Source organism: Micromonospora sp. NBRC 110038 (genome assembly GCF_020884815.1).
Classification (GTDB): domain Bacteria; phylum Actinomycetota; class Actinomycetes; order Mycobacteriales; family Micromonosporaceae; genus Micromonospora; species Micromonospora haikouensis.
In genome coordinates this window covers 328,727-341,952 of record NZ_BBOL01000005.1, presented here as the reverse complement: position 1 = coordinate 341,952, position 13,226 = coordinate 328,727, and the positions used below count along the sequence as shown (strand labels likewise).

Annotated in this window: 12 protein-coding genes; 6 read left to right on the top strand and 6 right to left on the bottom strand. The window is 73.1% G+C overall.

Annotated features, from left to right (window positions below):
- Window positions 1-33 precede the first annotated feature (33 nt).
- From LPU61_RS19880 to LPU61_RS19870, 3 genes are all read left to right on the top strand, one after another.
- On the top strand, window positions 34-669 hold the full coding sequence (locus tag LPU61_RS19880; protein ID WP_043960954.1) for a phosphoribosyltransferase: 636 nt from the start codon (window positions 34-36) through the stop codon (window positions 667-669).
- Between the two features lie 22 nt (window positions 670-691).
- Window positions 692-1,087, top strand: coding sequence for a zf-TFIIB domain-containing protein (locus tag LPU61_RS19875; RefSeq protein ID WP_043960956.1), 396 nt, complete (start codon window positions 692-694; stop codon window positions 1,085-1,087).
- Window positions 1,088-1,178: 91 nt separating this feature from the next.
- Window positions 1,179-1,898 (top strand): maleylpyruvate isomerase N-terminal domain-containing protein, encoded by a 720-nt coding sequence (locus tag LPU61_RS19870; protein ID WP_229405715.1) that lies wholly within the window; start codon window positions 1,179-1,181, stop codon window positions 1,896-1,898.
- Between the two features lie 57 nt (window positions 1,899-1,955).
- On the opposite strand, the gene dnaB is transcribed toward LPU61_RS19870, so the two are convergent.
- Window positions 1,956-4,202: a replicative DNA helicase gene (gene dnaB, locus LPU61_RS19865; RefSeq protein WP_374199696.1), complete on the bottom strand. Its 2,247-nt coding sequence runs from the start codon at window positions 4,200-4,202 to the stop codon at window positions 1,956-1,958.
- Between the two features lie 373 nt (window positions 4,203-4,575).
- On the opposite strand from dnaB, the gene LPU61_RS19860 reads away from it, so the two are divergent.
- A complete protein-coding gene (locus LPU61_RS19860; protein WP_229405714.1) occupies window positions 4,576-6,318 on the top strand; it encodes a hypothetical protein in 1,743 nt (580 codons plus the stop codon).
- A 179-nt stretch (window positions 6,319-6,497) separates the two neighbouring features.
- On the opposite strand, the gene rplI is transcribed toward LPU61_RS19860, so the two are convergent.
- From rplI to rpsF, 4 genes are all read right to left on the bottom strand, one after another.
- Window positions 6,498-6,944, bottom strand: coding sequence for a 50S ribosomal protein L9 (gene rplI, locus LPU61_RS19855; protein ID WP_007073788.1), 447 nt, complete (start codon window positions 6,942-6,944; stop codon window positions 6,498-6,500).
- 14 nt (window positions 6,945-6,958) lie between these two features.
- A complete protein-coding gene (gene rpsR / locus LPU61_RS19850; protein WP_007073789.1) occupies window positions 6,959-7,198 on the bottom strand; it encodes a 30S ribosomal protein S18 in 240 nt (79 codons plus the stop codon).
- A 41-nt stretch (window positions 7,199-7,239) separates the two neighbouring features.
- Window positions 7,240-7,770 carry a single-stranded DNA-binding protein gene (locus LPU61_RS19845; protein WP_176734099.1) on the bottom strand — a complete coding sequence of 177 codons (531 nt, stop codon included), beginning with the start codon at window positions 7,768-7,770 and terminating at the stop codon, window positions 7,240-7,242.
- Window positions 7,771-7,849: 79 nt separating this feature from the next.
- Complete coding sequence (gene rpsF, locus LPU61_RS19840) at window positions 7,850-8,140, bottom strand: 30S ribosomal protein S6 (RefSeq protein ID WP_043960965.1); 291 nt, start codon at window positions 8,138-8,140, stop codon at window positions 7,850-7,852.
- A gap of 585 nt (window positions 8,141-8,725) precedes the next feature.
- Between rpsF and LPU61_RS19835 the strand changes: the two genes are divergently transcribed.
- Together LPU61_RS19835 and LPU61_RS19830 are read left to right on the top strand one after the other, a co-directional pair.
- Window positions 8,726-9,517, top strand: a complete 792-nt coding sequence (locus LPU61_RS19835) for a deoxyribonuclease IV (RefSeq protein ID WP_043960966.1) — start codon at window positions 8,726-8,728, stop codon at window positions 9,515-9,517.
- On the top strand, window positions 9,514-11,613 hold the full coding sequence (locus tag LPU61_RS19830; RefSeq protein WP_229405713.1) for a hypothetical protein: 2,100 nt from the start codon (window positions 9,514-9,516) through the stop codon (window positions 11,611-11,613). The genes LPU61_RS19835 and LPU61_RS19830 overlap by 4 nt, the downstream gene beginning before the upstream one ends.
- Before the next feature lie 75 nt (window positions 11,614-11,688).
- Here the strand turns inward: LPU61_RS19830 and LPU61_RS19825 are convergent, their stop codons facing one another.
- Window positions 11,689-13,203 (bottom strand): glycosyltransferase family 87 protein, encoded by a 1,515-nt coding sequence (locus tag LPU61_RS19825; protein ID WP_043960968.1) that lies wholly within the window; start codon window positions 13,201-13,203, stop codon window positions 11,689-11,691.
- Between the last annotated feature and the right edge of the window lie 23 nt (window positions 13,204-13,226).

Genomic DNA, 13,226 nt, shown 5'->3' with positions numbered 1-13,226 from the left:
GCGCGGTCGACCGGCACGGCGTACACCTGAGGTATGACGACGACCTTCCACGACCGGGAAGACGCCGGCCGGGTCCTCGCCGACCGGCTCGCCGGCCTCGTCGGGCACTCCGACGTCACCGTGCTCGGGCTCGTCCGGGGCGGCGTGCCCGTGGCCCGGGTGGTCGCCGAGCGGCTCGGCGTCCCCCTCGACGTGCTGGTGGTCCGCAAGCTCGGCCTGCCCCTGGCCCCCGAGGTCGCCTTCGGCGCGCTCGGCCCCAACGGCGTGCGGGTGCTCAACGAGACGGTGGCCGCCCGGCTCGACGCCGGCGAGGTCGCCGACGTGCAGCGCCGTGAGCAGGCGGAACTGGAACGCCGCGAGCAGCGCTACCGGGCCGGGCGACCCCCGCTCGACCTGACCGGCCGCACCGCCGTCGTCGTCGACGACGGCCTGGCCACCGGGGCGACCGCCCGCGCCGCCGTCCAGGTGGCCCGGCACCTCGGCGCCCGCCGGGTGGTCGTCGCGGTGCCCGTCGGCTCGCAGCAGGCGTACGAGATGCTCGCCGCCGAGGCCGACGAGGTCGTCTGCGCCGAGCGGCCCGCCGACTTCGGCGCGGTCGGCGCCTACTACTTCGACTTCCACGAGGTGTCCGACGACGAGGTGACCAACGCGCTCGCGGCAATCGGGTGACTTGACCGGGTACCTTCGGGTAATGCAGCTCACCTGTCCCAAGTGTCACGGAGACATGCGCCAGTACGAGCGCAGCGGAGTCGTCATCGACCAGTGCGGCGAATGTCGGGGGATCTTCCTCGACCGCGGCGAACTGGAGAAGCTGTTCGAGGCCGAGGCGAACTGGAACCGGCAGCAGTCGGCGGGCGCCCCGAACCAGGCCCGGCCGGCGCAGGCGCCCGGCGCATACCCGCCGCCTCCACCTCCCGCCCCCCAGCCGGGCTACGGCGCGGTGCCCCCGCCCCCGCCGCCGCCCCCGACGCACGGCTACCCGCCGCCCGCCCCCGCGTACGGCGGGCACGCCCAGCCGCACTACGGCTACCACGGCCACTACCGCCGCAAGAAGCACCACGGCTTCCTCGGCGAACTCTTCGACTGACCCGTTCAGGCGACGTGGGGCAGATCCGGTCCTGGTGACCGCCCCACGTCGCCGACATGCCAGGAGACGCCCGGCGTGCGAGGCTGCGTCCATGACGGCCGTTTCGCAGCCCGAGGCGCTGGCGCAGGCGTACGCGGGGATCACCGACGTCGTGGCCCCGCTCGACGACGCCGGCCTGCAACGGCCCACCCGGTGCCGGGGCTGGCTCGTCGCCGACCTGCTGTTCCACGTGCTCTGTGACGCGCAGCGGGCACTGGTGGCGCTCGCCAGCCCCGCCGACGGGCCGGCCGACTGCGACGACGTCTCCTACTGGCGGGCCGTCACCGCCCCGGCCGACGGCACCGGGACCGGTCGGCGGGCGGCCCGCGACGAGGCCGGCAGCGGTGGCCGGCACGCCTCGTGGGTCCGGCGCTCGGCCGCCGCGTTCGAGCGCCCGAGCGGGGTGGTCCGGGTCTGGGCCGACACGGCCCCCGCCGCCGTGCGCGCCGCCGCCGCGGCCGACCCGGCCGGCTTCGTCACCACGCAGGGCCACGTGCTGCGGGTGCCGGACCTGCTGGCCACCCTCACCACCGAGGCGGTCGTGCACCACCTCGACCTGATCGTCGACCTGCCCGACGCCCCGCCACCGGCCGCGTTGCCCGTCCGGCTCGCGGTGGCGAGCCTCTGCGGGCTGCTCAGCGACGACGCCGTCCGGCCCGTCGGCTGGGACGACCGGGACTTCCTGCTCAAGGCTGCCGGCCGGGTGCCGCTGACCGACCGGGACCGGTGGGAGTTGGGCGAGGCCGCCGGCTGGTTCCCGCTGATCGGCTGAACCGACTGGGCGGCCGGGTCACTGGGAAGCGGCCAGGCCGGAGGGTGCCGCGCCGGCTCAGACGATCGCCATGTCGACGAAGCGGGACAGGTGGAGCTGCGCGGCCACGGTGATCGAATCGGTCGGCCCGTTTCGGTGCTTGGCGACGATGAAGTCCGCCTCCCCGGCGCGCGGCGACTCCTTGTCGTAATAGTCATCTCGGTGCAAAAGGATTACTACGTCAGCATCCTGCTCAATCGAGCCGGATTCTCGCAAATCGGACAACTGCGGTCGCTTGTCCGTACGCTGCTCCGGGCCACGGTTCAGCTGACTCACCGCGATCACCGGGCACTCGACCTCCTTGGCAAGCAGCTTGAGGCCACGGGACAGGTCCGCGACCTCCTGCTGCCGGCTCTCGGTGCGCTTCGGCGACGTCATGAGCTGGAGATAGTCGACGACGATCAGCTTCAGGTCGTGCTTCTGCTTGAGCCGACGCGCCTTCGCCCGGATCTCCATCAGGTTCATGCTCGGCGTGTCGTCGACGAAGAGCGGCGCCTCGCTGATCTCACCCATGCAACGGGCCAGCTTGGTCCAGTCGTCGTCGGAGAGCTGGCCGCTGCGCAGCACGTGCAGCGGGACGCGGGCCTCCGCCGAGAGCAGTCGCATGACGATCTCGACCTTGCTCATTTCGAGCGAGAAGATCGCCGACGCCTGGTTGGCCCGGATGGCCGCGTTCCGGGCGAAGTCCATGCTCGCGGTGCTGTTGTGCGTCGGGATCATGGACCGGCCGGCCAGGTAGAGGTGGTCCGGGTTGTCCACCGTCACGCAGCGGACCGGGACGCTCGGCACCGGCCGGACGTCGACGATGAACCGGGCGCGGGCGTCCGGGGCCGTCCGCTGCCGCGCGGCGTGCGCCGCCCGCCTGTCCGCCAGGCGGAAGACGGTGTCGGGCGTCGAGAAGTCCACGGTGTACGCGGCGGGCGAGCCCTCCCGTGCCGGCTGCTCGTCGATGGTGCACTGGTAGCCGAGGCCGACCACGAGTTCCCGGACGCAGCCGGCCAACCGGCGGGAGGTCGAAACGTACCGGAGGGTCCCGTCGGGGCGCACCGTCCCGGCGGCGTCCATCAGGCCCGCGAGCAGTTCCCGGCGCTGGTCCTCCGACGCGCGGAGGTACTCCGGCGGGAGGTGCGGCTCGGCGCTGCCCTCGCCGACGCCCACCCCGAGGGTGTACGGCGCGACGGCGAGATCCCGCTCGGGCAGCCGCAGCGGCGCGCAGTTCCCGACGGCGTGGCGGGGTTGCCGGCCCGCCGCGTCGATGTGCAGCGTGGCGGCGATCCGGGCGGTCGTCACCGCGTCCTGGGCGGCGGTGGTCCGCCACAGGTGCTCGGCGTCGGCCACGACGACCGAGCCGTCGGAGAACTCGACCTCGTAGCAGGGGCGGTCGTGCCGCACCTCGAAGGCGGCCGTGACGGTGGTCGGTGTGCCGTCCGCGGCGAGGAGCCGGTCACCGACCGCCACCTCGCCCATCGTGGTCCAGCCGTCGGGGGTGGGCAGCGGGGTGTCGAGCGCGAGCGCCTTGCCCAGACCGGGTCGGCCGGCCACGATGATCAGCTGACCGGGGTGCAGGCCGTTGAGCAGCCGGTCGAGGTCGGTGAAGCCGGTCGGCACGCCGGTCATGACGCCGCCCTGGGCGCCCACCGCCTCGATCTCGTCGAGGGTCGGCTGGAGCATGTCCGCGAGGATGGCGAAGTCCTCGCTGACCCGGCGCTCGGTGATCTCGTAGACCGCCTGCTGCGCGAGGTCGACGATGTCGTCGACGTCGCGGCTGCCGTTGTTGCCGGTGCCGTACCCGAGCTGCACGATCTTGGTGCCGGCCTCGACGAGGCGGCGGAGCACGGCCCGCTCCCCGACGATGCGGGCGTAGTAGGCGGCGTTGGCGGCGGTGGGGACGGTCGCGATGAGGGTGTGCAGGTAGGGCGCGCCGCCGATGCGGGCGAGGTCGCCCGAGTCGGCCAGGGCGGCGGCCACCGTGATCGCGTCGGCGGGCTCGCCCCGGCCGTAGATGTCGAGGATGGCGTCGAAGATCGTGGCGTGCACCGGTCGGTAGAAGTCGGTGGACTTCAGGATTTCGACGACGTCGGCGATGGCGTCCTTGGACAGCAGCATGCCGCCGAGGACGCACTGCTCCGCGGCGACGTCCTGGGGTGGGGTCTTCTCGAACTGGCCGTCCCGCTGCGCGGGTGCCGGTGGCTGGCCGCCGCCCCGTGGTTCCGTCCGCATGTCGTCGGTGACCGACACGGGATCCCCCCTCCGCTGCGTCGGCATGGACTACCGCTCCGCCGCCGGGCACGACGACGTCCGATCGGACCGGTCGGGTCGATCGGGGGGTCATCGCACCGTCGGTCGAGAGGCAACCATACGGAACCCGAGGTCAGCGACTCAACCAGGCCGGTGGACGAGCCTTGGGACAACCTGTGGACGCCGGTGGACAACATGTGCGCAGGGTGTGCACAGGTTGTGGATAAGTGTTGGGGAATTCTGGCCCGAACCGCCGTGACCTGCGCAAACACCGTCCCCACCCTGTGGAGGAGAAATTTCTGGTGAGCTTCCCCGGCGCTTCGTCCCGTACTATCTCCTGCAAACGGCTACACCTGGACAGCGGATTGCACTTTCGGTTCAGAAGGGTCACGCTCCGGCCGTGAGACACCGGGACTGGGGACGCGGGGAGGGCAGCCCGCGCGAGTGGCAGGCAAGCCTCCCGTGGGACGCCTCCGGCGACCAGCCTCCGGTCGACCCGCCCAGCTCGGCCGTCGAGCGCTACCGCACCCCGAGCCGCCGCCGGGCCGCGCGCCGTGGTCAGCAGGAGCCGGTCGAGACCTACCTGCCGCGGTGGGCGCTGGACTCGGGTGTCGAGCGGGCCGACGGCGGGGGTCGACACGCGGCCCCCGACGACGACGATGACGACGTCCGGCCCCGCTCGGGCTCGGGCTGGCGCACCACCGAGACGACCACCAGTTGGCGGCGCGTCAGCGAGACGACGTGGCGGGACGTGCCCGCGATCGAGGCGGCCCCCGAGCGGGAGCGGCCCGGCGGATGGCGAGACGTGCCCGCGATCGGCGCGGCCCCGGAGCCCGAGCGGCCCGGTGGCTGGCGCGACGAGCCTTCCCGCGACGAGGGTTACGTGGGCAGCAGGCGGGCCGACGAGGACGATCCGGTGTCCGGCGCGGCGCGGGCGGCCCGCCCCCGCCGGTCGTCGTCGCGCCGCCCCCAGGTGGTCTGGTCGGGCCTGGAGGACGTGGGCACCGCGACCGGCGCGGACGCGACGGAGGGTGGGGGGCGGCGGACCCGCCGCAGCCGCCGGGCGGGCGCGGACACCTGGTCCGCACGACCGGCCGTGGACCCGTGGGAGCGGGGCTCCGCGGACGCGCCGGAGACCAGCAGCGAGGCGCCCTCCTACCAGCCGGCGGTGGACCCGTGGGACGCCTCCGGCGTGCACGCGTGGGACCGGTCGGCGGTCGAGAGCCGGTGGGAGTCACCCGACGGCGCGGCCCGCTGGGACCAGACCGGCGAGATCGGCGACATCGGCGACATCGGGCGGTGGGACCGCACCGGGGAGATCGGCCGGTGGGAGGAGACCGGGGACGTCGGCCGGTGGGACCAGACCGGGGAGATCGGCCGCTGGGACCGGGCCGGGGAGACCGGGCGGCGGGAACGGTCGACCACCGAGACGGGGCAGTGGGGCCGGGTCGACGACGGGCAACGGTGGGATCGGTCGGTGGAGCCCCGGTCCGGGGACGGCTCGATCGAGGGATGGTCCTGGCCGGAGCACGTGGAGGGGTTCTGGTCGGGCACCCGGCTCGCGGGCGACGATCCCCGGTGGATGGACGCGCCGGCGTCCGCGCCGCGGTCACCGGTGGTGCCGTACACCGCCCCCCGGCCGCGGTCGGCGCCACGGCGCCGGGCGGAGCCGGCCCGGCGGAGGGGCGAGCCGGTCGGCGCGCGGACGGCGGACGTGCCGTCCCGTCGGCGGGCAGAGTCGACACCCGCCAGGTCCTGGAACCGTCGTCTCGAAGACGACCTGCTCGACCCGGATCCGGGCGGGCCGTTCCGGCCGTTGGTCTACACGGCGGCGTGCTATCTGCTGCCGGCGGTGCTGGTCTTCGTCTGGCTGCTGACGCTGGACGGGCAGGCACCGGCCGGCTGCGTGACGGACATCAGCGGTGGCGGCTGCGACTCGCCACGGTCGCACGCCATCGGCTCGCTGGTGAACGGGGCACCCCGGTTCGGCCTGGCGCTGGCCAGCAGCCTCCTGGTCGCGCTGCTGCTGCGGCGGGTCGGCACGACGTGGCGGTCGGCGACGGTGGCGCTGGCGGCAGCCGTCGTCGGCGGCGGGCTGTCGACGGTGATGATCAGCGCGGTGACCGGCCAGCCCATCGGCTGACCGAGGCCGCACGCTCGGCGACACTCCGCCGCAGAGCGGGCCGTCCGTCTGCTCGCGCCTTCCACGGTTGAGCGGATCGTCTGCCTGCGCCGCCGGCCGAGCGGGATCGTCCACCCGTCGAAGCGGAAGGGCCCGCACCGGCGATCCGGTGCGGGCCCTTCGCGTGGTGCTGTCGGGTGTCAGCCCTGGACGACGTTCAGGTCGAACTTGGCGGTCACCTCGGGGTGCAGCCTGATGCTGACCGGGTACGCGCCGAGCGACTTGATGTGGCCGGGCGTCTCCAGCCGTCGACGGTCGAGGGCCGGGCCGCCGGCCGCCTTGACGGCATCGACGATCTCGGCCGGGGTGACCGAGCCGAAGAGCCGCCCGCCGTCGCCGGCGCGGGCCTTCAGGCTGACCTTGAGGCCCTCGAGCTGGGCCTTGACCTCGTTGGCGTGGCCGAGGTCGCGGATCTCGCGGGCCGAGCGGGCCCGCTTGATGACCGTGACCTGCTTCTCCGCGCCCTTGGTCCAGGCGATCGCGAAGCCCTGCGGGAGCAGGTAGTTACGGCCGTAGCCGTTCTTGACCTCGACGATGTCGCCCGGGGCACCGAGGCCGGACACCTCCTGAGTCAGGATGATCTTCATATCGGTGCCTCCTCTCAGCGGGCCGTGGCCGTGTACGGCAGGAGCGCCATCTCGCGGGCGTTCTTGACCGCGCGGGCGATCTGCCGCTGCTGCTGCGAGGTCACGCCGGTCACCCGCCGAGCGCGGATCTTGCCGCGGTCGGAGATGAACTTGCGCAGCAGCGCGGTGTCCTTGTAATCGATGTACGTGATCCCGTCCTTGTCGAGCGGGTTCACCTTCTTCTTTGGTTTGCGAAGTGCAGCGGCCTTGGCCATTGCTCGGGCTCCTGGTTTGCGATCGCGGGCGCTCGGCGCCATTAGAACGGAGGCTCCTCGTCGAAGTTGCCGCCACCCGAACCACCGCGCGAGGGAGCCGGCGCAGCCGAGGCCCAGGGGTCGTCGAAGTTGCCTCCGCCGCCGCCCTGGTTGCCACCACCGCCACCGCCGAAGCCGCCGCCACCGGAGCGGGACATCTTCTGCACCTTCGCCGTGGCGTAGCGCAGGGACGGGCCGATCTCGTCGACCTCCAGCTCGATGACGGTGCGCTTCTCACCCTCGCGGGTCTCGTAGGACCGCTGACGCAGCCGGCCCGACACGATCACCCGGGCACCGCGCTGCAGCGACTCGGCGACGTGCTCGGCGGCCTGCCGCCAGACCGTGCACGCGAGGAACAGCGGCTCGCCGTCCTTCCACTCGCCGGACGCCTTGTCCATGAACCGGGGCGTCGAGGCGACCCGGAACTTGGCGACCGCGGCCCCCGAAGGGGTGAAACGCAACTCGGGGTCATCGGTCAGATTGCCGATGACCGTGATGGTGGTGTCTCCTGCCATGACCATCTCCTCGCGCACTCATCGTTCGCCGTACAGGCTCTCAGGGCCCTACGACAACCTCGATGAGGCTGATCCGGGTGGTGAACCGGGTGGACTGTTAGCGCGTCTCCGGCCGGATGACCTTGGTGCGCAGCACGGACTCGTTGAGCCGCAGCTGACGATCCAGCTCGGCCACCGCCGCAGGCGTGGCCTGCAGGTCGACGACAGCGTAGATGCCCTCGGCCTTCTTGTTGATCTCGTACGCGAGGCGCCGGCGGCCCCATACGTCGGTCTTCTCGACCGAGCCACCCGCGGTCCGGATCACGTTCAGGTACGTGTCGAGCGACGGGGCGACGGTGCGCTCCTCGAGGCTGGGGTCGAGGATCACCATGATCTCGTAATGACGCAAGACGTGCTCACCTCCTGTGGGCTAGGCGGCCACGGTCCTTCCGTGGCAGGAGGTCTGGCGTCGTGACCGCTCCGGACCGGGGGAACCCAGCCGGACGCGGACAACCGGACCAGGATACCCGGCCCGGACGATCATGCCCGGGCAGGTCGACGTCGGCGGTTCCCGCGCCGCCGCCGGGACGCGACCCGGCGGCGGGCAGGGGCGCGCGTACGGGAACCGGGGGCCGGGCCGACGACGCGCGTCGAACCCGGCCCCCGGTCACGAGGCCGCGGGGCGTCCCGTCCGCATTCCTTGGGTGGGACCTGGGGAGGAACGACCACACCGATGAGGTTGGACCGAAACGCCCCGCGGAGCTTCTTGTGTTGTTATCCGACCGTACAACGATTTCGTCACGTGTGGAGAGAATCAGCACTTTTGCCCGATGATCGGCAGAAGGCCCGCCGTCGATCCCACCCGGACCAACGACCGGCGGGCCGGCCGGGTGACGACCGGTCGACCCGCCGACCGACACCGCGACCCGACCGACACCGCGACCCGGCCGCTCCGTCGCCCCGCACGTCGGTGCCTCGACGTAGGCTCGCCTGCATGCGTATCGGAGCCCACGTCGATTCCGCCGACCCGCTGTCCGAGGCCACCGCCCGAGCCGCCGACGCCGTGCAGTTCTTCCTCTCCGATCCGCAGGGCTGGAAGGCCCCGAAACCCAGGGAGGACGCCGACCGGTTGCGCGCCGCCGAGGTCGACCTCTACGTCCATGCGCCGTACGTCATCAACGTGGCGACGCTGAACAACCGGATCCGCATCCCGAGCCGGAAGCTGCTGCTCGGCCACGCCACGGCGGCGGCGGAGATCGGCGCGAAGGGCCTGATCGTGCACGGCGGGCACGTCAACGCGGGCGACGACCTGGCGGTCGGGTTCGACAACTGGCGCAAGACCTTCGCGTACGCGGCGGACGCCGGGGGCTTCGCCCTGCCGGTGCTGATCGAGAACACCGCAGGTGGGGACAACGCCTGCGCCCGACGCCTCGACGCGCTGGCCCGGCTCTGGGACGCGCTCGGCGACTACGAGGTGGGCTTCTGCCTCGACACCTGTCACGCGCACGCCGGGGGTGAGGAGCTGCTCGACCTGGTCGACCGCGTGAAGGCGATCACCGGGCGGATCGACCTGGTGCACGCCAACAACTCGAAGGACACGTTCGGTTCGGGGCGGGACAGGCACGACAACCTCGACGGCGGCACCATCGACCCGGAGCTGGTGGTGGCCGTGATCCGCGCGGCGGGCGCCCCGGCGATCGTGGAGACCCCCGGCGGCGTGGACGGTCAGGGTGCGGACATCACCTTCCTACGCGACCGACTCGCCGTGGGGAGCCCGGCCGCATGACGACCGAGCAGTCCGGCGCCACGGACGAGGCCACCGCCGCGACGAAGCCGACCACGGCCGGCGCCCCCGCGGCGGACGCGGCCGGGCCGGACGCCACCGGCACGGAGCCGGCCGCGGGCGGGACAGCCGGGACCGAGCCGGCCGTCGGCGAGACCGCCGGGAAGGCCACCACCTCCGGCGACCAGGACGCCCGAAAGGACGGCGAGCCCGGGAAGGACGGCGGCACCGAGGACGCCAGCAGCGCGAAGGGCGGCGACACCGACGCCGGCGGTTCCAGGGACGGCGACGGCACGAAGGACGACAGCAGCGGCAAGGAGGGCGGGAAGCCGGACCGCTGGGAGGCGTTCGCCCCCGCCCCGGAGCCGGTGCCGGGTCGACTGCGGCGCGGGCTGCGCGCGGTCGGCCGTTTCGGCGTCCACGAGTGGACCCTGGCCGTGCTGGGCTCGCTGGCGCTGGCCGTCGCGCTCACCTGGCCGACGCTGCGCTACCCGCGCCACACGCTTCCGCAGGACTACTGGGACCCGAGCCTCCAGACCTGGCAGATGGCCTGGTCGGGGCACATCCTGAAGACCAACCCCGCGCAGCTGTGGCACTCCAACACGTTCTTCCCGGAGCCGTGGAGCTTCGCCTTCTCCGACACCCTGCTCGGGTACGCGCCGGCCGGCATGATCGGCACTGGTCCCGAGGCGGCCCTGCTCCGCTACAACATCATGTTCGTGCTGGCCCACGCGCTCGCCACGCTCGGGGCGTACGTGCTGGCGCGGCAGCTCGGGGCGGGGCGAGCGGGCGCTGCGGTGGCCGGGGTCGGCTACGCGTACGCCCCCTGGCTGCTCGCCCAGGCGGGGCACCTGCACATCATCTCCAACGGCGGCATCCCGCTGGCGCTGGCCATGCTGGCCCGCGGGCACGGCTGGTCGCTGCGCCACGGCTACCGCCCCGAGCGGCGGCACGCCGGGTGGGCGTACGCCGGGTGGGTGGTGGCCGCCTGGCAGCTGAGCCTGGGCTTCGGCATCGGGCTGCCGTTCGCGTACGTGCTGGCGGTGGTGACGCTCGTCGCCACCGTGACCTGGTTCGTCCGGCGCCGGTCGGTGCGGCGGCCGTTCGGGGTGCGGCTGCTCGTCGCCGACGTCGTCGGCGCGCTGCTCTTCGCGGGGGTGGGCGCCCTGCTGGCCGTCCCCTACTTCAAGGTCGCCGAGCTGCACCCGAACGCGGCCCGCACCCTCGACGACGTCGGCATCTACTCGCCGCCGCTTGCGGGCTTCTTCACCGCACCGGCCGAGTCCCGCGTCTGGGGCACGCTGCACGAAGGGGCGCGCGCCGGGCTGCCCTGGAACTCCCCGGAGATGACCCTGCTGCCCGGCTTCGTGCTCTACGCGCTGGCGGCGGGCGGGCTGTTCTTCTCGGTGTGGCGGCTGCGGCACAGGCTGCTGCTGCTCGCCGGGGTGGTGGTGACGGCGGTCCTGGCCATGGGCACCCGGTTCTTCGGCGGCACCTTCACCTACGGTCTGCTGTTCGAGTATCTGCCGGGCTGGAACGGCCTGCGCACGCCGGGGCGGATGATGCTCTGGACGACGCTGCTGCTCGGGCTGCTCGCCGCCGGGGCGGTCAGCGCCTTCGCGATCCGGGTGCGCGAGTGGGCCGCCGAGCGGGTCCCGCCGTGGCCGGGCCCGTGGCTGCGGCTGGCCACCGTGCTGCCGCTGCTGCTGGTGATCGCCGAGGGCCTCAACGTCACCCCGCATCCGGTGGTGCCGGTCCAGCCCGCCGCGATGCGGTCGGTGGACGGCCCGCTGCTCGTGCTGCCCAGCGACCAGGGCCCGGACCAGCTGGTGATGCTGTGGTCGACCAGTCGGTTCCAGGACGTGGTCAACGGCGGCAGCGGCTTCACCCCGCAGCGGCAGATCGAGATCCGGAAGGCGACCGAGACGTTCCCGGACCAGGCGAGCGTGACCTACCTGCGTGCCCTGGGCGTGCGCAACGTGGTGGTGCTGCGCGACCGGATCGCCGGCACGCCGTGGGCCACCACGATCGACGCCCCGGTCGACGCGCTCGGCATCACCCGCGAGCAGGTCGACAACGCGGTGGTCTTCCGCCTCTGACGGCGCGCCCGGCTGCCGCGCCGGGCCCGAGACGCGGCCGGCCCGGGCCGGAAGCCCGGGCCGTGCCGAGCACCGTCAGGCCGCCGTCGGGGCGGGCACGGCGGCGGGCTCGCTGGGCTCGGGTCGCCGTCGCCACCGGTCCACCCAGGGCGCGTCCGGCGCGCCGTCGAGCACCCCGCCGTCGGGGTCGTCGGCGTAGGTGTCCCGCACCGCGTCGCGCTCGGGGTGCAGGATCTCCTTCACGACCAGCACGCAGAGCAGCGCGACGGTGCCCAGCCGCAGCGTCGCCGCCAGCACGAATACCCCCTCGGGGAAGACCGGGCGGCTGGTCGCCGAGCCGAGCAGCTCCCCGTAGAAGGCGGCGAAGTAGCCGATCTCGGCGACCTGCCAGGCGATGAAGGCACCCCACTTGGGGCGGGCGAGGACGACCAGCGGCAGCAGCCAGAGGACGAACTGCTGCGACCAGACCTTGCTGAAGATGAGGAACGCGGCGACGACGAGGAAGGCGAGCTGCGCCAGCCGGGGCCGCTTCGGCGCGCGCAGGGCCAGCACCGCGACGCCGAGGCAGGCCAGCCCGAACAGGGCGTACGAGAGCCAGTTCAGGGTGGGGATGTTGGCGTTGAGCCACTCGAACGGCCCCATCGAGCCGGGGCCACCGGTGTTGACCTTGCCGTCGAGGTAGCGCCCGATGTACCAGAGCGTGCCCCAGTCGATGGGCCGGGTGGTGTTCAGCTCGAAGAAGCGGTCCCAGTTGTCGCGGTAGGGCACTGCCGCCGGCAGGTTGACCGCGACGAGGGCGACGAGCGCCGTGCCGACGGCGGTGAGGCCGGCGCGGATCCGGTTGGCGCGCAGCGCGAGCACGAGGATCGGCCCGAGGACGAACAGCGGCCACATCTTGGCCGCGCCGGCCAGGCCGAGCAGCACCCCGGCCAGTGCCGGCCGGCTGCGGGCCCAGGCGAGGAAGCCGAACGCGGCCAGCCCGACGGCGAGCAGGTCCCAGTTGACGGTGGCGGTGAGGAACAGGGCCGGGGCCAGCGCGAAGAGGGCGGCGTCCCAGGGTCGTCGGCGGCGCAGGGCGAGGATGACCGCGACGGTCGCCACGGCGAGGGCGCTGAGCACCAGGGCGTTGGCGTTGTACGCCCACTGCCCCTGGTTGATCTCCGGGTTGTCGACGCCGAGGGCGTGCACCGGCAGCCCGAGGGCACCCATGAAGTAACCGGTCAACACCGGGTATTCGACGGGGTGGTCCCGGTAGGGCACCTTGCCCTCGTTGAGCCCCTCGGCGTAGTAGAGCGCCAGCACGTCGGTGTAGCACATCCGCGTGTACTGGATGTTGTTCTGCCACGCGCCGTCCTGGCAGGGGGACTTCTGCACCCAGTGCAGGGCGAGGGTCAGGCAGGCCAGGGCCAGCACGATCCGGGCGGCCGTCCAGAACCGGCTCTCCCGGTCGGCGGGCCGGTCCAGCGCCACCGCGTGGTCGCCCAGCGGGCCACCGATCAGCTCGGATGCGCCACGGACGAACCCGTCCGACCGGGACGGGTGGTCACCAGTGCCAGCGTCGTCTGTGCCGGCCGTCGGCTGGATGCTCATGAATGGCATCCTGCCGCACAAGT

What these genes read in the sequence shown, in the direction of transcription:
- LPU61_RS19830 (WP_229405713.1), top strand. Translation starts at nt 9,514, where the DNA reads ATGACGACCGAGCAGTCCGGCGCCACGGACGAGGCCACCGCCGCGACG.
- dnaB (WP_374199696.1), bottom strand. Translation starts at nt 4,202, where the DNA reads ATGCCGACGCAGCGGAGGGGGGATCCCGTGTCGGTCACCGACGACATG.
- LPU61_RS19825 (WP_043960968.1), bottom strand. Translation starts at nt 13,203, where the DNA reads ATGAGCATCCAGCCGACGGCCGGCACAGACGACGCTGGCACTGGTGAC.
- rpsR (WP_007073789.1), bottom strand. Translation starts at nt 7,198, where the DNA reads ATGGCCAAGGCCGCTGCACTTCGCAAACCAAAGAAGAAGGTGAACCCG.
- LPU61_RS19880 (WP_043960954.1), top strand. Translation starts at nt 34, where the DNA reads ATGACGACGACCTTCCACGACCGGGAAGACGCCGGCCGGGTCCTCGCC.
- rplI (WP_007073788.1), bottom strand. Translation starts at nt 6,944, where the DNA reads ATGAAGATCATCCTGACTCAGGAGGTGTCCGGCCTCGGTGCCCCGGGC.
- LPU61_RS19870 (WP_229405715.1), top strand. Translation starts at nt 1,179, where the DNA reads ATGACGGCCGTTTCGCAGCCCGAGGCGCTGGCGCAGGCGTACGCGGGG.
- LPU61_RS19875 (WP_043960956.1), top strand. Translation starts at nt 692, where the DNA reads ATGCAGCTCACCTGTCCCAAGTGTCACGGAGACATGCGCCAGTACGAG.
- LPU61_RS19835 (WP_043960966.1), top strand. Translation starts at nt 8,726, where the DNA reads ATGCGTATCGGAGCCCACGTCGATTCCGCCGACCCGCTGTCCGAGGCC.